Genomic DNA, 26,501 nt, shown 5'->3' on the forward strand with positions numbered 1-26,501 from the left:
GAGACATATGTTTTATTGTAACAATAGATGTTTTGAAATTATGGTACCTCGGTCGAAGCTGAAACACGGCTAGGCTCGAGTGGCCGAATGTTTTGGAAATACCAGCCTTGCGAAGAAAAAGGCCGATTTGGAGGGTAGAGAACGCCTTGGAAAAGCCAGTTAATGCCTGTTCAAACAAGGAATTATGTGTAGCATAGGGGTACACATAATTCCTTGTTTGCATGGTTGCTCGTCACTTACATGATATCAAACAAGAAAGGTGTTTCTTTGTCAATCTGCTGAATTTTCGCGTTAATCTCATGAGTCTCAAGAGATTGCATCGAATTTTATGGTGCGAAAGTTGAGTTCATAATTAAAATTATAAATAATTTTTTTAGCTTGCAACATTTTTCACTGCTCATTTGTATTTAGGATAGAAGTTCACATTCAAAACAATTCATACAAAGAAAGGACTGTTTTAAAAATGAAAAAAATACTTGTCTGTTTATGTGCTGCAACAATGATGTCAGTTCCTGCTTTTGCCGCTGAGACCACCAATGTGTTATCTCCGAAACACACTGCTGTTGTGTCGCAGAAATCTCCTGTAGTGCAATATACTCTTACAATCAATAACAAGACGGTTGAGCTTGGAACGGAAAAAATTGTTCTAATGGAAGACCAAATTATGGTTCCGCTCAAAATTACGTCAGAAGCACTTGGATTCACCTTGACGTTGGATGAACAGAAGCAAACCATCCATATGGATAATGGTACCATGCAAACTGATTTATCCATGGGTAATGCTACCTATTTTGCATACAGTAGCAAAGCAATCGGAATGACAGCACCTCTAAGCTTGGGTGTGGCTCCGGCAATCATTGAAGGATCAATCTATGTACCTGTTGACCTCTACAAGGTATTATTGACCAATCCGAATTGTGTTAGTATAACAGATCATGTTATCAACATATCAAACGACTCGATGAAACCGAAAAAACCAGCTTCCATCGGACTACCCAACCCTTTGGTAAACTACAGCACGTTGGATGAAGCGCGAAAAGCGGTAGGATTTACGTTTGCGGTACCTGCAACCCTGCCGGATGGTTATCAAATGAAAGACATTATTGTGATAAGCAACAACCTGGCAGAAATCTCCTACTTGAAAGGTGACAATCAAATTACATACCGCACTGCCAAGGGAAATGCTGATATCAGCGGTGATTATAATGTTTATGATAAAGTTAAAACGATTACTGTTGGAAATACCCAAATTACTGTAAAAGGTAAAGGTGACAGTATCAATCTTGCTACATGGACAAAAGACGGAACCAGCTTCTCTCTATCCTTTGACGTACCTGTCAATGAGAAAACACTATCAACAATCATTGACGGGATCAATTAATAGGTTTATCTAATGAGAAAGGAGCTTAGGGTGTTTCTCTTTGCTCCTTTCTTAGATTCCATAGATTTTATTCTTGTAGGCGAAAGGAGTGTAAGCAAGGTGCCCGATGTTTCATTGTGTACGGATGAGACAGTCGCACACGCATTGAAATTCTACGGCAATACGATAGTAAGATTATCTTATTCGTATTTACATAATCTTTCTGATGCAGAGGATGTTCTGCAGGATACTTTGCTCAGTTTGATGAGGAATAAGCCTGCTTTTTCCAGTCCTGAACATGAAAAAGCTTGGCTGATGCGCGTCGCTATCAACTTATGTAAAAATAAACTAAAATCTTCATGGTTTAAAACCATTGCAATTCCCGAAAATCTTCAAATAGAAAGTATTACGGAAAAAGAATCAGAGGTGTTGGAAGCAGTTCATACCCTGCCGGTAAAGTACCGCGAAGTCGTCCACCTCTATTATTACGAGGGTTATTCCACATTTGAAATATCTTCTCTTCTCCAAAAGAAAGAGTCTACGGTACGTTCCCTTCTGTATAGGGCAAGAGATATGCTCAAAAAAACCCTGAAAGGAGCATATGATTTTGAAGAATAAATATCGTTCCGCAATGGAAAAAATCGAAGTTACTCCTCAAATGGAGGAAAGAATTCTAAGTAATGTGTCAAGGAAAAGAGAAGCGAGTACCGTGATAAAAAAACAACAATACCTCAAATGGATCAGGCCTGCGAGCACTATTGCTGCCTGTTGTGCCGTTGTACTAGGTGCTATGGCTATTTATCCAACATTGATAAATAACAACGGGGTCAATAAACAGATTCAAACATCTCCACATGCAGACAATGAGGAAGGAATGAGCCCCCAACCGGGAACGGATCGGGTTTTAGTTACTAGCCCGATTAAGAATATGAAAGGGGTTGACGAGGTTAAAAAAGCTGTTCCCTTTGAACTGATTGTACCGGGAAAACTCCCAACCGGGTATAAAATGGATAACTCTTCAGTTATTTCAGGAAAACTAGCACAAATTATTTATTCCGACGGAAGTAAAAAAATCAAATATAGAGTAGCAAAGGGAGCAGAGGATATCAGTGGTGACTATACATCCTATGAAAAAACCGATGTTGTAAAAATTGGTGATATTGAGGTAACACTCAAGGGAAGTAACTCGATTATCAACCTCGCCACTTGGATAAAGGATGGCTGTTCCTATTCCTTGTCTTTTTCAAGAGGAATAGAAAAAAATGCTGTGACTTTGATTATAGAAAGTATGGAAAAAGCATGACCGATACAGGGGTCTATGCAAAAAGCCGATTTTTCCCTACGCTAAGGAATTTTGAAAAGCAATAAAGTCGGTTTTCACTACGCTAAGGTGTAACCGGCTTTATTGCTATCCCTGGTTTAACGGCCGCAATGATTCTAATGTTATAACTCCTCACGGATCAAAGCGATACTTCCAAGGAAGTTGACATGTTCCCATCCCTGCGGAGACATATGCTTTAATAATTCCTCTCGTAATATCCCTTTACTTCGAAATAGATCCGTAGCTTTGCCTAAATAAACTGTATTCCAAACGCTAATTGCATTTATCAGGATGTTTAAAGCACTTGCACGCTGCAGTTGATCTTGCAAAGCACGCTCTCTCAACTCTCCATGTTTCCCGAAGAAAATGGCTCGTGCCAGGGCGTTCATTGCTTCTCCTTTGTTTAATCCGCGTTGGATACGGCGTCGCATCGATTCGCTTGAGATATAGTCTAGGATAAAGATTGTCTTTTCAATTCGTCCCATCTCTCGAAGGGCTTGGCAACCTTGTTCTGGCGAGCATAGGAGCAAGCTTACCCATTATAAGCGCACCAGACACCTTTCCCTCTCGAATTGAATGGGCCAATCGTAAAACATCTTCGCAATTTTCACGTATCACTTTCATATCAATTTGGCCCCGGAGAGGATTCTCAAGTTTCTGGAAATCACTAGGTTTTCTGATCGTATAAAGTTTCGCGTCAGACAAATCTCAAAGACGCGGGGCAAATCGAAAACCAAGTAAATGACTCAAGCCAAAGACCTGATCCGTTTAACCGGCTTTAATTTTATCAAAGATTCTTTTTTGCAGAATTTTTTTCTTTAACTATAGAGGGAGGTTAGTTTTACAATAATTCTCAAATTACACTTTACATATACTCACTTTTATGTTAGATTACTCAATAATAAATTTGACAAAGGGAGGTGCAAGCAATGTTAACTGTTTTTAGAATTCTATTTGGTAAAAATGTAAAAATTGGTAATGGTTTAGCAGACAAAGGGAGTAGTCTGTCCTTTTTTATGCTATACAACCATACAAAAACAGTTATCGGAGCTTTGCCTCTATGGCAAATAAATTAGAAAGCAATGACTTAGTGTCCTTGTTTATTTATTTGTGCATATTTTTTATTTAAAGTTTAGCACCGATAATTCTATCCGTGCTTTTTTTGCGTTTATTTTTAACTTAAGGGATAGACAACTCCTTTCTATTTACTCCTATAAAACTAGAGAGTCTTATGGAAGGATGAGAAAGATGCAATTAAAACTAAACAATAAGTATAGAAGAATAAAAGAATTCTTAAGGGAACATAATTACCCTAATTTTAGAATGAAACAAATATTGAATGCCATTTTTAAAAAAAGAATAAATAAATTCAACGAAATTAATGCACTTCCAAAATCGTTAAGAGAAATTTTAGTTAAGGAATTTGGAGAGTCTATTTTAGATGTTGTTCCTTTAAAGGAACAACATTCTGAGCAAGTCACTAAAGTCTTATTTGAAATTTCAGGAAATGAAAAAATAGAAACGGTAAATATGAAATATAAAGCTGGGTGGGAATCATTTTGTATATCTTCTCAGTGCGGATGTAATTTTGGGTGTAAATTTTGTGCAACAGGTGACATTGGATTAAAAAGAAATTTGACCTCAGATGAAATAACTGACCAAATCCTCCATTTTTACTTACAAGGTCACTCAATTGATAGTATTTCTTTTATGGGGATGGGAGAAGCGTTAGCCAATGTACAAGTTTTTGATGCCTTAGATGTACTCACTGATCCTACGCTGTTTGCTTTAAGCCCTCGTAGGTTATCTATTTCAACTATTGGTATTATACCAAGTATAAAAAAAATGACTCTGAATTATCCGCAAGTCAATTTGACGTTTTCGTTACATTCTCCTTTTAATGAACAACGAAGTAAGTTGATGCCGATTAATGATAGGTATCCATTATTAGATGTAATGGACACATTAGATGAGCATATACGAATAACATCAAGAAAAGTATATATTGCTTATATTATGTTACCTGGTGTGAATGATTCTATTGACCATGCTAAAGAAGTAGTAAGTCTATTAAAAGGTCGATATAAAGAAGGACGTTTATATCATGTAAATTTAATCAGATATAACCCAACCGTCAGTTCTCCTTTAAGGTTCGGTGAAGTTGATGAAGGTCATGTTGTTAATTTTTACAAAAAATTAAAATCATCAGGTATTAATGTGACCATTAGAAGTCAATTTGGAATTGATATAGATGCTGCTTGTGGTCAATTGTATGGAAATTATCAAAAGAGCAACAAGCAGTAATTTGAGGTGAAGATGATGCTGAATTGTATTCCATAAAAAAATTTGTTAATATAAAAATACAATTATGAGAGGACTGATGGATGGACAATGATTAACTAATCTATATTTTTATTTGAAATGAATAACTTCAAACTACAAAATATAGGGTTAGTCTATCCATTTTTATAAATCAGTTTACACTTTATTTGTCATGATTCCAATGGCAAAAAAGAACTTATTTAATATAAGTGAAAGACTAATCCTTCCAATTACAAATTGGGAGGATTTTTTATTCTCTCATAGTTAAGATTGATATTTTTTATCTGTAACTTTAATCTAATAAATAAAGGAGAGAGGGAAATAAGCAATTCAGACACTATTGTTACGCATGTAATACTCCGTATAAGTCGTTAATATCCATCAAACTTATACGGAGAAATTTAGAATAGATGGATGTGCCGACTTTGTATAAAAAGTAAAAAGTGTTGATATACAAAGGAGGAATTATCATGTCAATGATACAAGTTCAAGACTTAACTTTTTCTTATCCAGGTAGCTTTGACAATATTTTTGAAGGTGTAAACTTTCAAATAGATACGGATTGGAAACTTGGATTTATCGGTAGAAATGGACGAGGTAAAACAACATTCTTTAATTTATTATTAGGGAATTATGAGTATAGTGGGAAAATCATTTCTTCGGTAGAATTTAATTATTTCCCTTATCCAGTTTCGGATAAAAACAAGTATACTCATGAAATCTTTGAAGAAATTTGCCCCCAAGCAGAAGATTGGGAATTTCTTCGTGAAATATCCTATCTAAATGTTGATGCCGAGGTCATGTACCGACCATTTAAAACATTATCAAATGGAGAACAAACAAAGGTGTTGCTTGCTGCACTTTTTTTGACTGAGGGTCAATTTCTATTAATTGATGAGCCAACCAATCATCTAGACACTGATGCACGAAAGATGGTCTCTGATTATCTAAGGAAGAAAAAAGGGTTTATTTTAATTTCACATGACAGAGTCTTTTTAGATGGATGCGTTGACCATATCTTATCCATAAATAAGGCAAATATTGAAGTTCAAAGTGGTAACTATTCTTCTTGGAAGTTAAATTTTGATAGACAGCAGGAACACGAAGAGGCAACAAATCAGCGTCTACAAAAAGACATAGGGAGATTAAAACAGTCTTCAAAGCGTTCAGCAGATTGGTCTAATCAAGTGGAAGCTTCCAAAAATGGGACAACGAATTCGGGTTCTAAGTTGGACAAGGGTTTTGTAGGACATAAAGCGGCAAAGATGATGAAGAGAGCAAAGAACCTTGAATCAAGGCAACAAAAAGCTATTGAGGAAAAGTCAAAACTGCTAAAAAATGTGGAAAAAACTGAGTCATTAAAATTAGAACCATTGGAATTTCAGTCAAATGAATTGATTGTTTTGGCTGATGTGTCTGTTAAGTACGATGACCAAATAGTGAATAAGCCAATTAGCTTTAAAGTTGAACAAGGTGACCGAATTGTACTTGATGGAAAGAATGGAAGCGGAAAAAGTAGTATCCTAAAACTAATTCTAGGAAATCCGATACATCATACAGGCTCAATGAATTTAGGGTCAGGCCTCATTATTTCCTATGTCCAACAAGATACTTCTCATTTGAAGGGACTGTTATCTGACTTTATTGAAGAGCATGAGATTGATGAAACGTTATTTAAATCCATCCTACGTAAGATGGATTTTGACCGAATTCAATTTGAGAAAGACATATCTCATTATTCTGGTGGACAAAAGAAAAAGCTGCTTATAGCCAAAAGTTTATGTGAAAAAGCTCATTTATATATTTGGGATGAACCGTTAAATTTTATTGATATTTATTCGCGCATGCAGATTGAAGAGCTTATTCAAAGATTTAATTCCACAATGGTTATTGTTGAGCATGATCAGGCATTTCAACAAACAGTTGCAACAAAAACTATATCTATGTAGTTAAATATGAAAAGTTGAAGATATAATCAGTAAATCAGGTTATTAAACTATATGGTGCTTTAGTTGAAGAACGTAGCTAAAATGATCAAACTTTTTTATGAAGACTAAACATAAATCTGTTAGAGAAGAATCCATTTTGATCAAACTTTTTTCAAAATGGATTCTTTTATTTATTGTAAAATACTGGTTTATGAGGTGTTTTTGACAAACTTTATTTTAAAGCAACATTTGCAACGTTGGATGGGAATCGATAAGATCTTACCTGTCATACAAAATAGCTCCTCACCTTAGATAGGTTGAATGGAGCTATTTTGTATTGTCAAACCAGAATTTCTTCGTTTGTTACGAAATAAATTAAAGGTATTACAGACACAATAAAAGGCACTTCATTGCCTGTAGATACAGGGATATGGGAAAAATCATTCAACGGATGAGAATCTCTAGTGAAGAAATATTTTTCAAAAATTTAAATATTGATTTCATTTTCAATAAAAGTTAATATAATATTTAATTATTTACATAAATTAGGAGGTTAATATGAATATCACCAATTCATTCCGAACTAATCCTTATAACATGAAAACGACTAAGCTATCAACTATCCCTAAAATTGAAGGTTCGTCAATAGTAAATGAAGGGAAAATAGGGATACAGCAAGACAGCGTTGGAATAAGTTCAGATGTAATGGCAGTCTTATAACCCCTGTAGAAAAAACAATTACTCCGAATGGACTAGAAACCACACAGCTTTATGATCGCTATGGACGAATGATCACCAATATGGTTCATACTGCGGATGGCACTTTATCAACGGAAACTCAGATGCAATATGACCGCTTTGGCAATCCAACGCACAAGCAGATCACAAACGAACAGGGAGAAAAACGTAGCTGGGACTACAAGCATGATTTGCGAGGAGAACCTATCTATGTGAAAGACCCGGAAAAGAACGTGTACAAATTCCAATATGACGCAAACGGGAACCTGATGAGTACTTTTGAAAATGACAAGGAGACAGCCCGTTACATATACAATGGTCTCTCATGGAAGCTGCGCGAAATTGACCCCGCTACCGAAAAGGTCAAAGAGAATTACGAATATGACAAGAGTGGGAATCTGGCAAGCTTTACGGATCAAAAGGGAAATATTCGTAAATATGCCTATACGCCATTCTATGAGCTAGATACGATGCAGGTCTTATCGGGTAAAAAAGTAGTAGAAACGGAGAAGAATACCTACGATCAAACGACACGTCAGCTCCTCACACAGCAAAACAATGATACGAAGGTTTCCTATACGTATGACGGCTTTTTACGCCCAACTTCCATGACCACATTTGGACGTACGTACGAACAAAGATACGAGGATGAAGATGACACCCCCGACTCGATTGTGTATCCAGATGGAACTGCAACAGCTTACACCTATGATGGGCTAGGACGAATATTGTCTGTCAAACATCCAGGAATGGGCAAAATCACTTATGAGTACGACACGTCAACAACAGGGGATACCGTTCATGCCCAGTATCCAAACGGTACTAAAATTGAGAAAGGCTTCAACTCATTTGGCCAGACAACGGACGTGCAGCATTTCCTGTCCAACAACAAGGCGTGGGAAGAGCAAAACCAATATAATGGTTTTGGAAATCTAGTTGAAACAGCAGTGAACCAATCTGCGTCCACGTTCGGCTACGATAAACTAGATCGGATTCGCAAGGAGAAAACACCGACAAGAGAACAAACGTACACGTACGACGAACGCGGCAACCGTCAAAGCATTGTAACAGCCAAATCACCAACGATCGCAGACAGTTCGTACACCTACGATGTCCTCAACCGTCTTAAAACGTATACAAAAAACGGAAAAGAAAGCACCTACACATACTATCCGGATGAGCTTAGGGCAAGTAAAGAAATCGACGGCAAAACAACTCACTATGTCTATCTAAATGGCAACGTGATTGAGGAGCTGGATGAAAAGAACAACCTCCAAGCCTGCAACATCTGGGGGAATGAGCTTCTCTACCGCGATGATGTGAAAGGTGAAAAACAAGGCTATTACTATACAAATGCCCATGGTGACATCGTAGAAATAAAGGATAAGGCTGGGCAGACCCTGAATAAGTATGAGTACGACCTCTGGGGAAATGTAGAGAGCAAGCAGGAAACAATGTCCAATCCGTTCTTGTATGCGGGTGAGATGTATGATGAACAATTGGGCTTGATTTATCTGCGTGCCAGGTATTATGATCCAAATGATGGAAGGTTTATAACAGAGGATACCTATAAGGGGCAAGTGGATAATCCGCTTAGTTTGAAACGGTATACGTATGTGCATAACAATCCTTTGAGCAATGTTGATCCTACTGGGAATTGGAGCACTCAAATAACAGCCAATTGGACACTAAATGAATATAAAAACAAATGGGCCAATGCTACCACAATAGCCGAACGTAAAGATGCTGAACAAGGAGCAAAAATGCTTCGAGATCGGATGAGAAAAGCAGGAATTTCTGAAAAGGATATAATGCAAGGCTCAGATGCAATGATACCAGAGACTAAAGTAATGATGATTGATAAAATTGAGACTTTGCTAAAAATCGAAAACGATCCACTAGGTTTAAGATTATACACAGACACATATGCTTTATTAGTTCCTGATTTTGAAAGTTTGCCTTTGCAGACGGGATCTCTCAAGTTCAATCCAACTAAAAATATTACTACAAAATGGGATATAAAATCTTTCTCAAAAGCTGAACCAATAAGTTACAATTTCGCTGGTCAGAAAGTAAAAGCTTATTTTGATGGAAGGTATTGGTGGTCAAAGGATTTAACAGTTTGGCCCCGTTCCTTATATAAATCGTTTGGAACATCAGATCAATAAGTCTCATTTTAACCATTCTCTAGAAGCTGTTGCATGAGATGTTGGCTACTTAACGGCTCCAATATGTAAGGCTTTACATGACAAGAATATTTTTGCAGTCATTAGTCATCGTTCATTTACTCCCGTTAAAGGGCTATTTAAAAAAGCGTTTTACTTTCAATCCAGATAATAATGCATACATATGTCCACAAAAACATGAGCTAGCGTACACTACAACAGATCGTACTGACTTCAGAATGTATAAATCAAATGCTGATCATTGCAAGACATGTCCTGTATTACGTGAATGTACCCGATCAAAAAGTTGCCAAAAAGTAATTACTAGAAATGTTGGGAAAACAGAAAAGAATGGGTTCGTCAGAACTGACTTAGTAGCCAGGAAGATATCCATATAGACTGCGATATCAAACGATAGAGCGAAGTTTTGCAGATTCGAAAGAACTGCATGGACTTCGCTACAGCCGTTTACGGGGAAAAACAAATTAACAGGCGCAGATGCTACTGATGGCAACTGTACAGAATATAAAAAAGATCGCTCTTCACCTCGCTAAGAGTAGCTAAGGTAGAGAACGATCTTTTTTTATGCACTTGGTGCAACAGGACAATCAAATACTGCTTGAGGTTAACTAATAAATTGGGTTTCTCGACAACCTGCTATTAAATTGTTAAATTTCCAAAAAATACATTTTTACTTTCAATTGTATGTATAGTATTTTTTATAGGTATTTATTACTGCATCTTATATCTAAAAGAGGGGATAAGCTCATGAAACCTGAATTGAATCCCATTAACCCCCATACAGGACATACCTATAAGAAAACTTATATCCCAGTAATAACAAAATTCTGGATCAGTCATGCAGGTGCTTTGCTTTGGATGTGCTTTTCTATTTACTTGGCGCTTCCATGGTTAGAAGACCTTGCGCATATTGTATCCTTTCCTTTAGCTTTATTAATTATCGGAGGTATATCATACATTCCTGGCTATATGAATGCCTTTTTAGTAATAAGTTTAATTCTTGATCGTCAGCCTGCTTTCAAAAATGAATTTCCTAATGATGAGATTATCGTTCTTATAGCTGCCTATAACGAAGAGAGACAAATCTATCAAACTTTGCAATATATAAATAAACAAGATTATCAAGGGAAAATTAAGGTATTTGTTATTAATAATTGTTCTACAGATCAAACAGTTCACGAAATCATAAAAGCAAAAAAAGAATTAGATATTGAAATTGCATTACTTCATGAAGAAATGCCGGGAAAATTCCATGCCTTGAACCATGCTCTAAAATTTGTTGAAACTCCTTATGTCATTACGATCGATGCAGATACACTGCTTCCTAAATCCTCTATACGTTATCTTGTAGCACGTATGAAATCTAGCCCAGAAAATGTTTGTGCTGTTGCTGGCTCGGTTTTGACCAAAAACAGCAGAGAAAACTTTTGGACAAAAATTCAAGAATGGGATTACTTTTTAGGTATTGCGTCCGTTAAAAGACTTCAAGGCCTATATCAAGGAACTTTAGTTGCTCAAGGAGCCTTTAGTATATATAAGACACAATGTGTAAAAGAAGTCGGTGGTTGGCCAGATGCTATAGGTGAAGATATTGTTTTAACATGGCGTTTACTTGAGAAAAAGTGGAAAGTTTATTTTGAGCCATTGGCAGTTTCATTTACTGAAGTACCTAGTTCCCTTAAGCACTTTGTCAGACAGAGAGCAAGATGGGCAAGAGGTATGATAGAAGGTTTAAATGAAATAAAGCCATGGAACCAGCCTCAAGTATTTGTTAAATACTTAACTGGAATTAATTTAATCATGCCTTATTTAGATCTTACTTATACACTATGTTGGCTTCCTGGGCTGATATTGACTTTTTTCGGTTATTACTGGATTGTTGGCCCAATAACACTTCTTGTTTTACCTTTAACCCTAATCAGTTATAGTATTCTTTATTTTTATCAAAGAAATTTTGTATTTAAACCTTTAAATCTTAGAATTAGAAAAAACTTTATAGGCTTTATTTTCTTTATTCTTGGCTATCAAATGATTATGTCACCTATCTCTGTGTATGGTTATATACAAGAATTTTTTAAATTTAAAAGAAACTGGAAGTAAGAGAGTTATCGAAGAATGAACCATTAGCTTAGGGTGTATTAGTTCAGCAAGCTAAAGTAGCAGTCAAATATTTGTATTCCCGTCTACATAAAATTTTAATAGAACGTAACGAGTTTCTGGATAGTAATTTGTTCAAATCTATCTTATCTGCATGTAAACGTATGACTGATTTAAATTACACCAAGCAAGATGCAATAAAAATCTCTGCTAAAAGGTAACTCAAAAAGAAATTAAAAAATATGTAGATTTACTTGGTATAGAAAGTAAGCGGTATATTGAATCTAAGAAAACTTTTTTAATAAAAGAAGATATGATTAACATACGAGCGCATAAACAACGATTAGAAGCTAATGATTAGTAATTTGGATAACACGATTGCAAACATAAACGTAAACAAATGAAACATCAATATTTTTCTAAATATTCCAGAGTAGCCGGACTCACTCAAAATTATCATTACACAAGCTCCGTCACTTTCTACTGACCTAGTTAAAAAGCAAGGAATCGACGACATGTTTATTTAGCCATATTAAGCAGAAAGTCTCTTCAGGCATTTTCAAAATTGGCTGGGGAACAATGGTTCAAGCTATGCTGTCCTTCATTTTTAGTATCTTTCCTATTGGAATTGTCTTCTTAATTAATGGGTGCCTCAAATTGAATTTTGATGTATTTCCAATAAATCTCGTTATTGATAAGTCCCGTAGTATTACTAAATCTGTTTGGAAAGCTATCATCACCTTTATTAATTCCGAGTATTCATTTACTTGTTACATTAGGGCTTGGTATCTTCCTATATCAGCGTAATCGATTAGAGAAGAATGGCAAAGTTATTATGTTTCCAGCGTTAGAGCCTGTTTTTTATGGAGGGGCTATTCTGTGCTTTGCCTTGCTTGATGGTCTTTTTTCCTCAACTGTCATTGAGAGGGATTTATTCACGTATTATGCAGGATTTATTACTCTAGGGATTTTAGCAGCGATTGGATCTTACTATTTACGTAGGGCACGCATTCGTATGTAGTTTACATGTAAAAGGATAGCCTTGTTGTCATAAGCTAGATTGGAATGGGTATACCACTTCCTAATAGTTGCACGGCTGCTTTTTTATTTCCATATGTGCGCTCTAATGCCTGCATTATTTTTGTTTTTTTCCACATCGCCTTCTCTTCCGTACCGGGCTGGCACATATTCATTGTGCATGCCATGCGTGTCTGATTTTGTTTGATTACTGGCTGAAGGAGATGCAGTGGATGCTACATATGCTGAAGATAGCTCTGTTGATGGGCTATGTGATTTCGTGTGACTATCTGTATTTCGTTCATGAGCGATCTTTAATGCCGCAGGGAGATGATCCCAGGTAATAACTCCATTCTCTTGTAAGATAGATAAACGCTCAATAATGTTACGGAGCTGACGAACGTTGCCAGGCCAATAATAATCAAGGAGTGCTTGCATCACATCCGGCATAATCCGAGGTACTGCTTGATCGTTAGCAAGAGAATACTCATGCAAGAAAAGGGGAATCAATTCTATAATATCTTCTAAACGTTCACGTAACGATGGTAGCTCTAGCGAAAAAACGTTTAATCGATAATATAAATCCTCCCGAAAGCGACCCTCTGTTACCATTTTTTCTAGGTGATAAGAACTCAGTCAAAAATGCGCTAAAGGAGGCAGAATATAAATCAGGCGATAATCTCATCATATCATGCAACTTCACGATTTAATCGTCCGCTCTCGCATCTAATTCTTCAACGTGGTCACTTAGCTCGTTTTTTTACGGTCAGTTAGGACTGCTCCTCACCGCAGATGCGTTAGCTACAAGATTAGAAGAGCGGATTGCGAAGATCAAACCGCAGAAAAAAAGACCATCATCACTTTGAAAGGATAACGGTCTTTTATGCTTTTGCTGTTTCAGTTTTTCCGCTTTCGTTTTCGTTCGACGCTGGGTCATATCGACAAGAGCAAAAATGCTCCTGTGAAGTTCGGGATTCCGTTTCCCTTCCCGGATCATTTTATCCCGGTGCTTGCGTGCGCTGCTTTTTGCCATTTAATTCACTCCTTTGGGATGTACGGCTTCGGTAGTGCTTTGTTTACTGATATCATAATCCGGTTTGAGAGCCAATGCAAACAAAACAGGCTTTCCAAGCCTTGATAATTGTCCATTCCAATCTACAGGGCATGCATACGATGATACTGACGGGAGGTGACATTCTGCATGCTCAAAAAAACAGCAGCCCGCAAAGTCGAGAACCAAGTCTATTCCAACCGTGTCGTTAGATCCGAGTTCGACCGGAAATGGCGAACCATTGTGTCAAAAAGTGGCTACGTGATCTATATTGCAACAGCCAATCGTGCGAAAGTGACCGTCTTGTTAACTAACGGTTCGAGCAAGCTGCTCATTTTCAACAAAGGCGGACGAGTATTGGTTGGCGGCGGCGGAACGAGCCATTACAGCAAGCCGCATATAGCCAAGGATTTGTAGGTAGAATGTAAAAGAAAATGGTCCTGCTTATACCTTTGTGGGAGAGCAGGGCTTCTTCCATATGGACGGATAGCTAGTCGTGCTGGCTGAAGTCAATCGCGAATAACCGTAGCAGAGGCCTCTAAGAAGGACAAAATGTTATGATACGTTGAAAAAGCTGGATGATGCGTCCACTATTAAATGATGGGGTGTTTGTGCTAATAAATCTTCAATTTAGTTTTTGATATATGAAAAACAAAACATTATTCTAATCAAACAACATGTTATTAACTACTTGATAATTTGTTTACCCCTTTAAATTTTAATATTGCTGAGACTAAATATAGGAAACAACATAAAGCAAACCAGATACCAGTACTTGAAAACATATAGTAGATGCTTAATGGTAGTGACCAGACGAAGGAAATAATGATTACTGGTGGAGAAACGAATGAGGATACTAATCCAAAAATAGCAGGAAATATTGGCAAATATTGATATTTATTAGTTCGGATTATATAATCGATTCTGTCTATATATAAATAGTTTGAAAAGGAGGATATTTTAATATTTTTTATTTTAATTTACTAAGGGAGCGTTAATAGCAACGAAAAAAGTTCTAGTTGAATCATTAGTTATTCCATTTTTAATGAGTACCTCTATTTTTGCAAAGGATGCCGATGTAAGAACATACAACCTTAAATCGGTAAAAGGATCAGATATTATATTAGATGACATTACCTATAGTATTAATAACGATGAAATTCATGTTAAAGTTGAAGGGAGGGCTCGTAGTAAAGGAATACAGAGCTATAAATTAGAAATAGACACGGATACTAAAATATACAAAACTACTGAGTTAACAAAGAAAGAGATTGAGGAAGACATATTGAATGAAGAAGACCTAAAAGAACTCAAAGAATTGAGTACTAAACCTTTGAGAATATCTCCGAATGAAAGAAAAAATTATTATATTGGCTGGATGAAATTACAACTGAAGATCCTGTAAGGTTACCTGTATGCACAACTAAACTTACATTAAAATGGGAAGAAGATATAGATGGGCTTATCGAAGAAACTAGCCATAAATTAAAACCTTGGGCTGCAAATCCAACAAAATTTGATACTCATTGGTATATTGATTCTTCAGGTGATACTCCTCCAAAAGCAAACAAAAACAACTCAAAAATTACCTATAAAGGTTATGCTAATTATTATAATGATAATTTTGGTCTTAAGAACTGGAGAACGCATGTCAATCATGAACTTAAGATGATAGCCTTGCCCTTCAGTGACGGTGATGGAAGATTTGATTATTCATGGGATTATGATGCTAGCGGAGATTCTAGTGCATTGTTAAGCTTCACTTTAAACTACTAGCATGGATTGATATCTAAAATTATTTTCTATAAATTATTCGTTATATTCCGAATAATAAAACTTTATCTGTTGCCATTTCTATTATGAATAAGTTACATAACTACCCCACCATAGCTTAACAGTAGTGAGCCCGCCTCGTTTAAGCACTATTTTTTGCCGATTCGATCAAGCAGCGGTATATTAAGCTCATCCTCCTGCTCGTCGCTTCCATTTTACAAAGATCCAGCTTCTTGGGGTTTACAATACGGGCGACGGTCCGAATCCGTTTCTCCACATGAACTATTTTTTGTTCAGGTAGTATCTAAGAGGCATCCGCTGGCCAACCCGGACCTTCATTGATTTGGATGAGCTGAGAGACCTTCCCATGGTCCTGTATCCCGAAGGTTTTCTGTGGCGTGATATCGTTGAGGAGATTGTCTACCAACGTGGATTTAAGCTCCATTCCGTTCTTTAAACCAGCTCAGTTACTTCGATTATGAATCTGGTAAAAGCCAATATTGGTTCAACCGTACAGCCACATCCGTTAATACGGCAAATTTGTGATCCGGTTTTGCACACGATACCAATCAAGGATGGAGCGCCCAGCCGTAACTTGTCAATCATTTACCGCTCCGACCATTATCTGAGCCGGGCAGCCAAAGCATTTATTGAACAAATACAAGAGTACTTTCAAAGCTAGTCCAGGAGTTATAGTCAAAAAACGATGGTATTTTCTATTCCCCTATTCGAACGAGGTGAGCTATGTCCATTAGAGTTAAACTATTGCTGTCTTATACAGGTATGCTTATCATTAGCCTTTCGGTCTTTTTCTTAACTGCCAGTCTGTTCACGATCGCAGCGACAGGCGACATTCACAGTATTCGGGATTTCTATAAAGTCCACTACCAGCTTAATCCGCTGACTGAACAAGAAGAATCGATCTTTCTCGAATTAAAATATCTCGCCAAAAACGAACCGGATCAATTGCAAAATGAAGAGCTTTTGCTGGACTACGATTTCAAGCTTAAAACCGTGAGGGCCGGTCTCTACGTCCGCCGGGAAAGCAATCAGGTCTTTGCGTCGCGTACCTTTAACCAGCCTGCATTGGAGCAGAATTTGCCTCCCTATGATCTGGACAACAATCAGATTCGCAATACCTTTAACATTGGCGAAAGATTTTATGCCTACGCTAAATACGACTTCCGCTTTTCGGATGGCGTCAAAGGTGGCGTCTTCGTAATACGCGAGCGAAGCCCTTTTGGTGAAGTGATACGCAGACTGCTACCCATCCTCATTCTGATTCTCATCGGCGTCGTCGTGGTTACGAATATGTTGTTATACCGCTGGATTACCAGAAGCGTCGTCAAACCCCTTGATTTGCTTCGGACCTCGGCTGATCACATCAAGGAGGGCAATCTCCAATTTTCACTTGATCTGCGCTCAAAGGACGAAATCGGTCAATTGAACGAGGCGTTTGAAAATATGCGAAAGAGACTGCTTGAATCGGTTCAGCTTCGATTGAAAGACGAGGAGAATCGGAAAGAACTAATCTCCAACATCTCTCATGATTTGCGTACGCCTATTACTAATATAAAAGGCTATATCGAAGGAATACGGGATGGGGTCGCAGATACTCCTGAGAAAATGAACAAGTACGTGAACATCATTCATTCAAAAGCCGTCGATCTGGATAAACTCGTAGACGAACTATTTCTCTACTCCAGGCTCGATTTAAAGCAAGTCCCGTTCTTCTTTGAGCATGTAGATATTGTTAGTTTTTTAGATGAGTGTATTGATGAACTGTATTATGAATTGGAGAAAAAAGGAATCCTGCTTGAGTGGGGGAAGCGTCCAGATCAGAGCATTGAAGTACTTGCCGATGTGGAGAAATTAAAACGTATAGTACTTAATATTATTTGTAATGCTCAGAATTTTATGGACAAAGAACAAAAAATGATTCGCGTCTCCGTACAAGTTTCCCTAGTATGGGTCACTATTGAAATACGGGATAATGGGAAGGGCATCCCACCTGAAGCCATACCCCATGTTTTCGAACGATTTTATCGTGCAGAGCAATCCCGCAATTCTTCAACAGGCGGCAGCGGACTGGGGCTTGCCATTGCGAATCAAATCATAGTAGGACACGGAGGCTCCATCTGGGTAAGCAGCGAGCTAGGCATCAGCACGAGCCTGTTCTTTACCCTGAAACGATTGACGAACCAAGGAGGTATACCAAACCTATGACGACACGAATCCTCATCATTGAAGATGAAATTACGATCGCTGAGCTGCAGCGGGATTATTTTGAACTAAATGGTTTTCTCGTTGATTTATGTCATTCAGGCAATGAGGGTTTACAGCTTGCGCTTCATGGGGATTACAAACTTATTATTGTGGACTTGCTGCTTCCTGTGATGAACGGCTTTGAATTATGCAATCAAATCAGACAAAGCAGGGAAGTGCCGATTCTGATTGTCTCTGCGAAAAAAGAAGAGATTGATAAAATTCGCGCCTTTAATCTTGGCGCCGACGATTACATTACCAAACCATTCAGTCCTAGCGAGCTAGTGGCGAGAGCCAGGGCACATCTAGCGAGATATGAACGGCTATTGGGCAAACAGGAGACTGATCATAAGTCCGAAATTCATATTCGTGGCCTGGTCATTGATAAAGTTGCCCACAGAGTCTACGTAAGAAATCAAGAAGTGATATTTACCACCCGTGAATTTAACCTGCTTGAGTTTTTGGCAAGCCATCCCAATCGTGTCTTTAGCAAAAATGAGTTATTTGAACGAATATGGGGCATGGATTCCAGTGGGGATATTGCAACCGTTACCGTACATGTTCGCAAGTTGAGAGAAAAGATAGAAGTCAATCCTTCCAACCCGCAGTATATCGAAACTGTCTGGGGGGCCGGATACCGATTTTCCGTGTGATCAATTTTATAATTTGTTAAGAAAAATTTTAGAATCGGTTTATCCCTTGTTTCTTTGGGGTTTATATCCCTCCTTTATCATACAGTTATGACGAACTACTACCATGCCTATTATCTTAAGGAGGAGTTACCGATGAAGAAATATTCTAATAAACTGGCTGTCTTGATGCTGGCAGCTACCTTGGGAACGGCATCCGTTCCATTTACCGCTCTGCATGTAGAAGCTGCATCAACGAGTCTCTCATCACAGGAAATTCAACAAGCAGTCAACAAGCTGGCTGAGCTTCGCGTGATGCATAGCTACGAAAAAGGCTCCATGGGGATTGAGAACCAGATCACTCGCGCCGAACTGGCGAAAATGGTCGTCCTTACGTTTGGTCTTCAAGGGAAAGGGGGCAAGTTGCCAAGCTTCACAGATGTAAATCAGAATGATTTGTACTACAATTATGCCGCTGAACTGGTAGCACAAGAAATCATGCAGGCGGAAGAAGGACGCTTTAATCCACATGGAACTGTGACACATGCGGAGTTAGTACAAATCGTGTCCAAAGCGTTGAAACGTGATATGAAATCTGTGAATTACTGGATGGAGCGTTTTTATGGAGCCGATAACAATGCCACTCGCGGCGAAACAGCGTACCTGCTGAATATCGCTCGTCAGGCGATTCCTTCAGCAAATGCGAAAATTACGAGCGTTCGTCCGCTGAATGCCATTACCTTGATTGTGACTTTTGACGCTCCTTTGACAGACGAGAATGAAGTCTTTGCCAAGGCAAAAGAAGACTTTGTATTTAACGATGGACTGACCTTGAATAATATGCCGCGGTTAAAAACGGGTTCGATTGCTACGTATATCGTACCAACAACCGTACAAAAACCAGGCACGACGCATACCCTGACCTACAGAGACCAAAAAGCGGGTACATTTACAGGAAACGAAACGAAACTTGACATGACAGAAGCTAGACAGGTTACGAACGATACTTTCGAGTTGGAAGCTCTCAAGGCTAACGGAGTCGTAGACTACGGATATGTTATCAGCGCATACAGCGGCGGCCGCGGAGCGAATGCATTCGTCCTGGATGAGGACAACAGAGCGGATGGAAGAACCTATCAGATCATCTCCTCCGGTCAAGGCAGAGAAGTCATGATCACACCGGAAGGCGGTCAACCGATCGTAGCCAAATACGTCCCGTTCACCCAATCAACGGATGGCAGGCAAGAACCAAAATTCCGTTTGCCGAAAGGTCAGGTGCTGACACCCGGAGTTAAGTATACCGTTACCTCGGATTGGACGGAAATCGCCAATCCGACATTCGTAGCCGAGGATATCGCACCGCTGAAAATCGTCAAAGCGGAGGCAATCAGTGAAACATCCATTGCCGTTACTTTGGCGGAGGACCCGGGAGATGAGCTGTTCTCCGGCCGCAGTGTGGAATTGACCGATGCAGAGGGTAATAAACTGACCGGTACTTATAAATATTCCAGCCGCAAGGGTGCAGTGGGCATGTTCGATCTTGTGCAGGGCAGCAAACTGACTAAAGGAGCAGCTTATACCGTTACTCCCGTTGGCGACTGGGCCGGCCAGTCCAAGGTTGAGCTGACGGTCAAATAACAAATCTGTAGATGAAGCTTTAGAAATCAATGGAAAGGTGTGGGTTCGCTGTGCTACGCGGAATTAGTCTTTTGATCTTGGTTATCGCTCTTGCGGGGGGCAAGATACATATGGACTCCTTGTTATCAAGCGGAGATCAGCAAACAACCCAAGTGGTGAACGAAGAAATGGACAAGTTGAATCGTGCTCTGTTGAAAGCTGCAAATCAGGGAGACAAAGAAGCCATTTCGAAACTTCTGGCGGATGGCGCTAATATTGACGCTACGGATGAAAGAGGCCGAACCTCTGTTATGATTGCCGTACACACGAACCAATTAGAGCTGTTTACGTTTCTAGTCGAGCAGGGGGCCAATATCAACATCAGGGACAATCAACTTGACAATCCTCTACTCTATGCAGGAGCGGAAGGTAAGTTGGATTTTTTGAAAGCAGCCATTGCAGCAGGCGCTGACACGACGATTACCAACCGTTATGGAGGTACCGCCCTTATTCCGGCGGCTGATCGCGGGCATGTTGAGATTGTTCGAGAGCTGCTCATGAACTCCGATGTAGATGTGAATCATGTCAACAACCTGGGCTGGACCGCTCTGCTGGAAGCCATTATTCTTGGAAATGGCGGCAAAAATCATCAGGAGATCGTAAATCTGCTGGTTGAGCACGGAGCCGATGTGAATCTGGCTGACAGAAGTGGAGTAACACCTTTGCAGCATGCAAAAAACACGGCTATCAGGAAATGGTTGACGTTTTGACGAGCGCTGGCGGGAAATAATCAATCCAAAAAGGATAGAGCCCTGATGATCTCAGTGTGGTTCTATCCTTCTTGGATATCAGTTTTATTTGCTTCCGTCAAATTAAATCCAAAGATCTTCATCTTGTGACAGAAGTGGTTTTCTGGGGAACTTGCATCAACAATAGATCAATGGCTGAATCCATACCTCACCTTGGAGATAGCTGATTCGATTGTATATTCTTCTGCAGGGCGTACGCAGCACTACATACAGCCGCTTGATTGACAAGACGGTCGATTAAGGAATTCCGCTCATTACGATTGATACCGCTTCCCCTGACAGCAAGTCCGATCGCATATGTCGGCTCGGACAATTGGTCAGGAGTACGCATCACGGAGAAGAAAGATTTGGTATCATTAAATATTTGGTTTGAACCCCATTATTGTTGAGGGGCTTCTTTTGATAAATGAATTATCCATAGATGAAATTTCCAAACAAGCCACATAAATAGTATATAGCCGAAAAAGGAATAAAAATGCCGCCATTCGCTGCTGTGGGCAAACCATCCCAGTTTTTCAGATATCTGTTCAATTCCAGCTTCTATTATGCCGGAAAACAGGACGATTCCCTTTCTTTGCCATGAGTTCATCGACTGTAAGCAATTCAGAAAGATAGCTGTAACAATCGGCAATATACACAGAGTAAACATAATATTGATTTTAAAAATATCGGGAAACGGCCTCATAGGAAAAGAATACAATTGCTTCTCCACAAAGATGAGATCCAGATAAGTTCCCAACCAAGAAACAAATATCATTGTTGGAACATAAGATTTAAGTTTCTTTCTAAAAGATGGCTGTTTTGGCCATGACCGCAAGTTCGATTTTCTCCAGTGTTTTACAGTATTTATGATAGATCTCCCCATTTACATTTTTTTCTTGGTTGATAAAGTAGGTTAAGATTTTCCAATCCTCAAACCAATCCCAGATTTCCGCTTCATCTTGCTCTATATTTTTCCAAGCGTACTGTAATTTTGGACTGAATAATCGATTGGCACCAGCTTTCAATTGACAATCATCCGTTCGCCTCTTATAGGGAGTTCCAGGCATAGATGGCACAGATTCGTTTACGTCGTTAAACAGATGGGGCCAGTAATCTTTACGGGAACCCGTATGCGGATGATCCGCCGCCCAGTTTATTACGCCCTGTAGAATTTCAGAAGAGCCAAATAGCACTGAATATAATCGTTTACCCATTAATATGCGTTCTTGAAGGGAAGCAAAATGATGAAGCGTTTGACCGATAAGGTCAGGTACCTGCCCGGGAATCTTGTTCATATTGTTACAACACGGGAAAAGAATTTGATTTAAACTCAATAAATCCTGAACTTTGAACTCTTTCGTTTCCAGAACCGTTTTTTGATAATGGGGATTCTGTATCACCCTTTTTTCCAGATAGCTCTGCTCGTTGATGACTAGGGCAATCGCCAGAAGATAGCGGTCTCCATTTTTCCAGAAATGATTCCACATAACCTCCATAAAGACGGATACATGAAAAAAAGAAAGCAGATAGAACAAGCTCGCTTCTCTTTTCAAACTTTCCTCATACAGCAAAAATTGAGGATAGATATCTTGGAAAATCAACCAATTGCCGCGCTCCAAAAACAGAAAATAATCCTTCTGTTCCGCGTCGGAAAGTAATTTGGACAGAAGCTCTCCCTTCAAATCCGTCATATTCCAGCCGCCATTTCGCGACACCATGTGACCCAACAAGGCCCAGTGTATCTCTGGATGTTTTCGATAGTAGTCAAAATACGCCGTAGTCCGCGTTACATTGTTCAAGTTTAGCCGGCGTGTAGATTCTTTAATTTGACGAATCAATATTTGATCTTGTTCGGGTAATTCCGCTTCTTTCTTGAGAGGCTTGTTGACATCTTTCAATCTCTTCTGCAATTCTTTGTTTATTTTAAGAAAGGGTGGAAATTGACTTTGTTTAAACCAGTCAAATTTCTTCTTCAGGATCCGGATTCCCATGCTTTCTCCTCTCCTTTTAAGAACCCCTCGTCTGAAAATGAATAGAGTGGATATAGGCATTACACTTGGGTTTTAGAAAGGTATGTTTGAAATATGAAAGAAAAAATTGAATTAGAAATTAAACGTATAATTCATCTATTGCAAAAAGCTCAATCAGCTGACGGCGCCTGGCGTTATTGTTCGGAAAGCGGAGTACTAACCGATGCATATATGATAATCCTATTACGGACCTTGATGATTGATGACGAGGAGTTAATTAGAAGTTTGGCTGATCGCATTACCATAAGGCAGGAGAAAAACGGAGCCTGGAAGCTGTTTCATGATGAAGAGGAAGGAAATTTGTCTGCAACCATTGAAGCATACTATGCCCTGCTTTTTTCAGGGCACAGCCGGAAAACGGATGAGCACATGCAATTAGCAAAGAAGTTTATATTAACCAAAGGCGGAATTTCGGAGGCAAGTATGCTAACAAAAATCCTTCTTGCATTGACAGGGCAGTATCCTTGGCAGGGATACTTTCAAATCCCGGTTGAAATCATCCTGCTGCCGCACTGGTTCCCCATCAATTTCTTCGATTTTGTCGGATATGCAAGAGTACATATCGCACCGATATTGGTCGTTGCAGACCGTAAGTTCGTAATGAAAACAAAAAGAACACCAGACATATCCGATCTTCGAAAAAACGACCTTCCAACAGCATTGGGCAACCATCCATATCTGACAAATCAACGATCCCATGAATACCGTGCGCTTCTTAACACGATCTTGGATGGTTTCAAGAATCTTCCTTACCTTCCGTCGCAAATCCATAATATGGCGCTACGTCAGGCTGAACGCTTTATACTGGAAAGAATTGAACCGGATGGAACCTTGTACAGCTATTTCACTTCCACGTTTCTTATGATATTCGCTCTACTGTCCCTTGGATATTCGACCAATCATCCAGTGATCACCCGTGCGATTTCAGGGCTGAAAGCAATGACTTGCCGGACCAATGGACATTTCCATATTCAGATTGCGACATCAACGGTCTGGAATACCGCTTTATTGGCTCATGCTATGCAAGGAACCGGGGTTTCTGCATCTGACCCTGTAGTTCAAAACGCTGGCCGCTATTTACTCTCTCGCCAGCATCATAAATATGGTGATTGGATGATGAAAAATCTTTTTGTTTTACCAGGGGGATGGGGTTTTTCCAATATCAATACCATCAATCCCGACGTCGATGACACAACGGCTGCATTAAAAGCAATAAGCAAATTAAGAGAAACAGACCCGACCTTCCACCATTCATGGGATCGAGGTCTCAATTGGCTGTTATCGATGCAAAACGCCGATGGAGGCTGGCCAGCATTTGAGAAAAATACGGATAAAAGAATATTAAACTGGCTTCCCTTCGATGCGGCAGACGCAGTTAGTACAGACCCTTCTACGGCAGATTTAACAGGTAGGACTTTGGAGTTTCTCGGCAACAGTGCAGGATTTACCATCGGCCATCCCCAGATTCAAAGAGGGGTGAAGTGGCTTCTAAGCAACCAAGAAGCCAACGGCTCTTGGTACGGACGTTGGGGCATTTCTTACATTTACGGCACATGGGCCGCTGCTACCGGCCTAATTGCTGTCGGAGTCTCTTCTGAACATCCTGCAATTCAGAAAGCTGTACAGTGGTTATTAAAAATCCAGAATGAAGACGGGGGGTGGGGAGAGTCATGTAAGAGCGATATTGTTAAAACATATGTTTCTTTAGGTGTCAGTACACCTTCTCAAACCGCGTGGGGAGTGGATGCCCTCATTTCAGTGTTCCAAAAGCCAATTCCGGCGATTGAACGTGGAATTCAATTTTTAATTGATTCCGAAAAAAATCAGGACTGGAGGCTCTCCTATCCGACAGGAGCCGGATTACCCGGCGGTTTTTACTTTCACTACCACAGCTACCGGTACATTTGGCCTCTGCTTGCTTTAGGTAATTATAAAAAGAAATATTAAATATCTCTTTATGTTTTTTATGGTTCACAAGGGTCAATGGATAAGGTTTACACTCTGGAGGAAAATGGACATCTTATGGTTTTGCCGAGGCTTATACCACTAATGAAATTCAATCTTGATGGGAGAATCAACGGTTCACTTAGAGATCCCTCCCACATATAAGTAACATTCTGCTTATTCGAGCAATCGTCGTTTAATATGATTATACGTCTAGTCCAAACAGATGTCTCAAAATGGGCGTGATTCAAATCGGTTACACGCTCGAAAACAAAAACAATGTCGTGTGGCTTCAGGTAGTAATTCGTATAGCTGAGCTAAGTTAGTTCCCGATTGAACCGTTCAATGCATCTTCAAAAACTTACGTAGAAATACAGATGCTTAGTCATGGTAATCACCTCCTTCCACACCTAAACGTAGCAAAAGGGGTGTAGGACAAAAAAACTAGAGACTTAAGACAAAAAAATAAGCCCCCAAATGGGAGCCCGTATATATGTTCGGCAAAACAATTATATCTTGGGCTTGCCAGGAGGGGGTATCGGAAGATGAACACAATGAAAGAACTTTTAAAAGAGTACAAGAAACAACAAAGAATTAAAAAAAGCATACGCTAATCTATGAGCAACTAACAGCAATTTGGCTAATCATCGTGTTGTGGTTTTTGTTTATTGGTATGAAAGCCGTGCAGTGAAGCCCACTTTGCAGGTGGCTGTTAGGTTTTCCGTTCCGTAAATCAAACAGAAAATACATATTTTTGAGATTCTCATCCCTATATAAAAAGTATTGAAATTGCACTATATATCAATAATAAAGCCATAGCTACATTAAACTGATTTCTATACTTTGATAAGAACTTTTTAAAAATTGAACCAAATACATTCCAACTAAAAGTTCCCATAAAACCAATAAAAGCTAGAAGTACTGAATAAAATAATAAGCTGAGATGTTCAGTATGATATGGAATGATGAAGGTTGATATTACTGTAATACCATATAAAATGCCTTTGGGATTTACGAATTGTAAAAGCATACCTGCGAAAAAACTGTTATTCTTGCCCCCGTCATTGTCTTGATCATTATTTTTACTAGTAATAATTTTTATAGCTAGATACATCATATAGGTTGCACCTATAATAGACATAATAAATTCAATTTTTGGAATAAAGTTTTTAAGGACCAGGTTAAAATAACAACTTAATATGATTATAACAAAAAAACCAGCACCTACTCCTAAACAAAATCTAAATGTTTTTTTAAAGCCGTATTTATTAGCAAATAACATTGCCATAATGTTATTCGGGCCTGGGGTAAAACTAGAAACAAAAGCATATAACAACATTGATAATAAAGGCATATAAGAACCCCCTCTGTGATGTATGTTATAATGTACAAAACGGGCAATATAACGTCTTATTTTTTATTGTATGAAATA

Annotated in this window: 22 protein-coding genes and 3 pseudogenes; 19 read left to right on the forward strand and 6 right to left on the reverse strand. The window is 38.9% G+C overall.

The window, feature by feature from the left end:
* Positions 1-463 precede the first annotated feature (463 nt).
* From ACQV1I_RS12815 to ACQV1I_RS12825, 3 genes are all read left to right on the forward strand, one after another.
* Entirely contained in the window at positions 464-1,381 is a 918-nt protein-coding gene (locus ACQV1I_RS12815) for a stalk domain-containing protein (protein ID WP_116334643.1), read from the forward strand.
* Between the two features lie 99 nt (positions 1,382-1,480).
* On the forward strand, positions 1,481-1,978 hold the full coding sequence (locus ACQV1I_RS12820) for a sigma-70 family RNA polymerase sigma factor (protein ID WP_094702174.1): 498 nt from the start codon (positions 1,481-1,483) through the stop codon (positions 1,976-1,978).
* Positions 1,962-2,663, forward strand: a complete 702-nt coding sequence (locus ACQV1I_RS12825; protein ID WP_116334642.1) for a DUF4367 domain-containing protein — start codon at positions 1,962-1,964, stop codon at positions 2,661-2,663. Before ACQV1I_RS12820 ends, ACQV1I_RS12825 begins: the two co-directional genes overlap by 17 nt.
* A gap of 105 nt (positions 2,664-2,768) precedes the next feature.
* On the opposite strand, the pseudogene ACQV1I_RS12830 reads toward ACQV1I_RS12825, so the two are convergent.
* Positions 2,769-3,449, reverse strand: a pseudogene (locus ACQV1I_RS12830) (Tn3 family transposase); the annotation flags it as partial.
* A 161-nt stretch (positions 3,450-3,610) separates the two neighbouring features.
* Between ACQV1I_RS12830 and ACQV1I_RS12835 the strand changes: the two are divergent.
* The 8 genes and pseudogenes from ACQV1I_RS12835 to ACQV1I_RS12870 all read left to right on the forward strand — a co-directional run bounded on the left by ACQV1I_RS12835 (position 3,611) and on the right by ACQV1I_RS12870 (position 12,973).
* Positions 3,611-3,757: a hypothetical protein gene (locus tag ACQV1I_RS12835; protein ID WP_176452472.1), complete on the forward strand. Its 147-nt coding sequence runs from the start codon at positions 3,611-3,613 to the stop codon at positions 3,755-3,757.
* A 172-nt stretch (positions 3,758-3,929) separates the two neighbouring features.
* Positions 3,930-4,985: a Cfr family 23S rRNA (adenine(2503)-C(8))-methyltransferase gene (locus tag ACQV1I_RS12840; RefSeq protein ID WP_116334641.1), complete on the forward strand. Its 1,056-nt coding sequence runs from the start codon at positions 3,930-3,932 to the stop codon at positions 4,983-4,985.
* A 488-nt stretch (positions 4,986-5,473) separates the two neighbouring features.
* Complete coding sequence (locus ACQV1I_RS12845; RefSeq protein ID WP_094702553.1) at positions 5,474-6,952, forward strand: Lsa family ABC-F type ribosomal protection protein; 1,479 nt, start codon at positions 5,474-5,476, stop codon at positions 6,950-6,952.
* Between the two features lie 537 nt (positions 6,953-7,489).
* Entirely contained in the window at positions 7,490-7,651 is a 162-nt protein-coding gene (locus ACQV1I_RS12850) for a hypothetical protein (RefSeq protein WP_161555101.1), read from the forward strand.
* A 767-nt stretch (positions 7,652-8,418) separates the two neighbouring features.
* A complete protein-coding gene (locus ACQV1I_RS12855; RefSeq protein ID WP_438769966.1) occupies positions 8,419-9,837 on the forward strand; it encodes an RHS repeat domain-containing protein in 1,419 nt (472 codons plus the stop codon).
* Positions 9,800-10,398: pseudogene (locus ACQV1I_RS12860) on the forward strand (transposase); the annotation flags it as partial. The gene ACQV1I_RS12855 and the pseudogene ACQV1I_RS12860, both read left to right, overlap by 38 nt.
* A 204-nt stretch (positions 10,399-10,602) precedes the next feature.
* A complete protein-coding gene (locus ACQV1I_RS12865; RefSeq protein WP_116334640.1) occupies positions 10,603-11,955 on the forward strand; it encodes a glycosyltransferase family 2 protein in 1,353 nt (450 codons plus the stop codon).
* Positions 11,956-12,643: 688 nt separating this feature from the next.
* Entirely contained in the window at positions 12,644-12,973 is a 330-nt protein-coding gene (locus tag ACQV1I_RS12870) for a hypothetical protein (protein WP_236645853.1), read from the forward strand.
* An 83-nt stretch (positions 12,974-13,056) separates the two neighbouring features.
* On the opposite strand, the gene ACQV1I_RS12875 is transcribed toward ACQV1I_RS12870, so the two are convergent.
* Both ACQV1I_RS12875 and ACQV1I_RS12880 read right to left on the reverse strand, forming a co-directional pair.
* Positions 13,057-13,581, reverse strand: coding sequence for a hypothetical protein (locus tag ACQV1I_RS12875; protein ID WP_438769306.1), 525 nt, complete (start codon positions 13,579-13,581; stop codon positions 13,057-13,059).
* Between the two features lie 154 nt (positions 13,582-13,735).
* Entirely contained in the window at positions 13,736-14,002 is a 267-nt protein-coding gene (locus ACQV1I_RS12880; protein WP_236645852.1) for a uracil phosphoribosyltransferase, read from the reverse strand.
* A 168-nt stretch (positions 14,003-14,170) separates the two neighbouring features.
* Here ACQV1I_RS12880 and ACQV1I_RS12885 point away from each other — a divergent pair, with 168 nt between their 5' ends.
* From ACQV1I_RS12885 to ACQV1I_RS12915, 7 genes and pseudogenes are all read left to right on the forward strand, one after another.
* Positions 14,171-14,437 carry a hypothetical protein gene (locus ACQV1I_RS12885; protein WP_094702549.1) on the forward strand — a complete coding sequence of 89 codons (267 nt, stop codon included), beginning with the start codon at positions 14,171-14,173 and terminating at the stop codon, positions 14,435-14,437.
* A 628-nt stretch (positions 14,438-15,065) separates the two neighbouring features.
* Positions 15,066-15,425, forward strand: coding sequence for a hypothetical protein (locus tag ACQV1I_RS12890; RefSeq protein ID WP_116334639.1), 360 nt, complete (start codon positions 15,066-15,068; stop codon positions 15,423-15,425).
* Between the two features lie 846 nt (positions 15,426-16,271).
* On the forward strand, positions 16,272-16,475 hold the full coding sequence (locus tag ACQV1I_RS12895; RefSeq protein WP_236645851.1) for a LysR family transcriptional regulator substrate-binding protein: 204 nt from the start codon (positions 16,272-16,274) through the stop codon (positions 16,473-16,475).
* 62 nt (positions 16,476-16,537) lie between these two features.
* On the forward strand, positions 16,538-18,019 hold the full coding sequence (locus tag ACQV1I_RS12900; protein ID WP_116334638.1) for a sensor histidine kinase: 1,482 nt from the start codon (positions 16,538-16,540) through the stop codon (positions 18,017-18,019).
* Positions 18,016-18,711 carry a response regulator transcription factor gene (locus ACQV1I_RS12905; protein WP_116334637.1) on the forward strand — a complete coding sequence of 232 codons (696 nt, stop codon included), beginning with the start codon at positions 18,016-18,018 and terminating at the stop codon, positions 18,709-18,711. The genes ACQV1I_RS12900 and ACQV1I_RS12905 overlap by 4 nt, the downstream gene beginning before the upstream one ends.
* A gap of 132 nt (positions 18,712-18,843) precedes the next feature.
* Entirely contained in the window at positions 18,844-20,325 is a 1,482-nt protein-coding gene (locus ACQV1I_RS12910) for an S-layer homology domain-containing protein (RefSeq protein ID WP_116334636.1), read from the forward strand.
* Positions 20,326-20,435: 110 nt separating this feature from the next.
* Positions 20,436-21,094 (forward strand): annotated as a pseudogene (locus ACQV1I_RS12915) (ankyrin repeat domain-containing protein).
* 398 nt (positions 21,095-21,492) lie between these two features.
* Here ACQV1I_RS12915 and ACQV1I_RS12920 read toward each other — a convergent pair.
* Together ACQV1I_RS12920 and ACQV1I_RS12925 are read right to left on the reverse strand one after the other, a co-directional pair.
* Positions 21,493-21,978, reverse strand: a complete 486-nt coding sequence (locus ACQV1I_RS12920; RefSeq protein ID WP_328588853.1) for a CBO0543 family protein — start codon at positions 21,976-21,978, stop codon at positions 21,493-21,495.
* Positions 21,899-23,086, reverse strand: a complete 1,188-nt coding sequence (locus ACQV1I_RS12925) for a DUF2515 domain-containing protein (RefSeq protein ID WP_116334635.1) — start codon at positions 23,084-23,086, stop codon at positions 21,899-21,901. The genes ACQV1I_RS12920 and ACQV1I_RS12925 overlap by 80 nt, the downstream gene beginning before the upstream one ends.
* A 93-nt stretch (positions 23,087-23,179) precedes the next feature.
* Between ACQV1I_RS12925 and shc the strand changes: the two genes are divergently transcribed.
* Positions 23,180-25,072, forward strand: coding sequence for a squalene--hopene cyclase (gene shc / locus ACQV1I_RS12930; RefSeq protein ID WP_116334634.1), 1,893 nt, complete (start codon positions 23,180-23,182; stop codon positions 25,070-25,072).
* A 766-nt stretch (positions 25,073-25,838) separates the two neighbouring features.
* Here shc and ACQV1I_RS12935 read toward each other — a convergent pair.
* Positions 25,839-26,423, reverse strand: a complete 585-nt coding sequence (locus ACQV1I_RS12935) for a LysE family transporter (protein ID WP_094702530.1) — start codon at positions 26,421-26,423, stop codon at positions 25,839-25,841.
* Positions 26,424-26,501: the final 78 nt, after the last annotated feature.

Origin of the sequence: Brevibacillus sp. JB24b, assembly GCF_051713385.1 — a bacterium.
Classification (GTDB): Bacteria; Bacillota; Bacilli; order Brevibacillales; family Brevibacillaceae; genus Brevibacillus_B; species Brevibacillus_B laterosporus.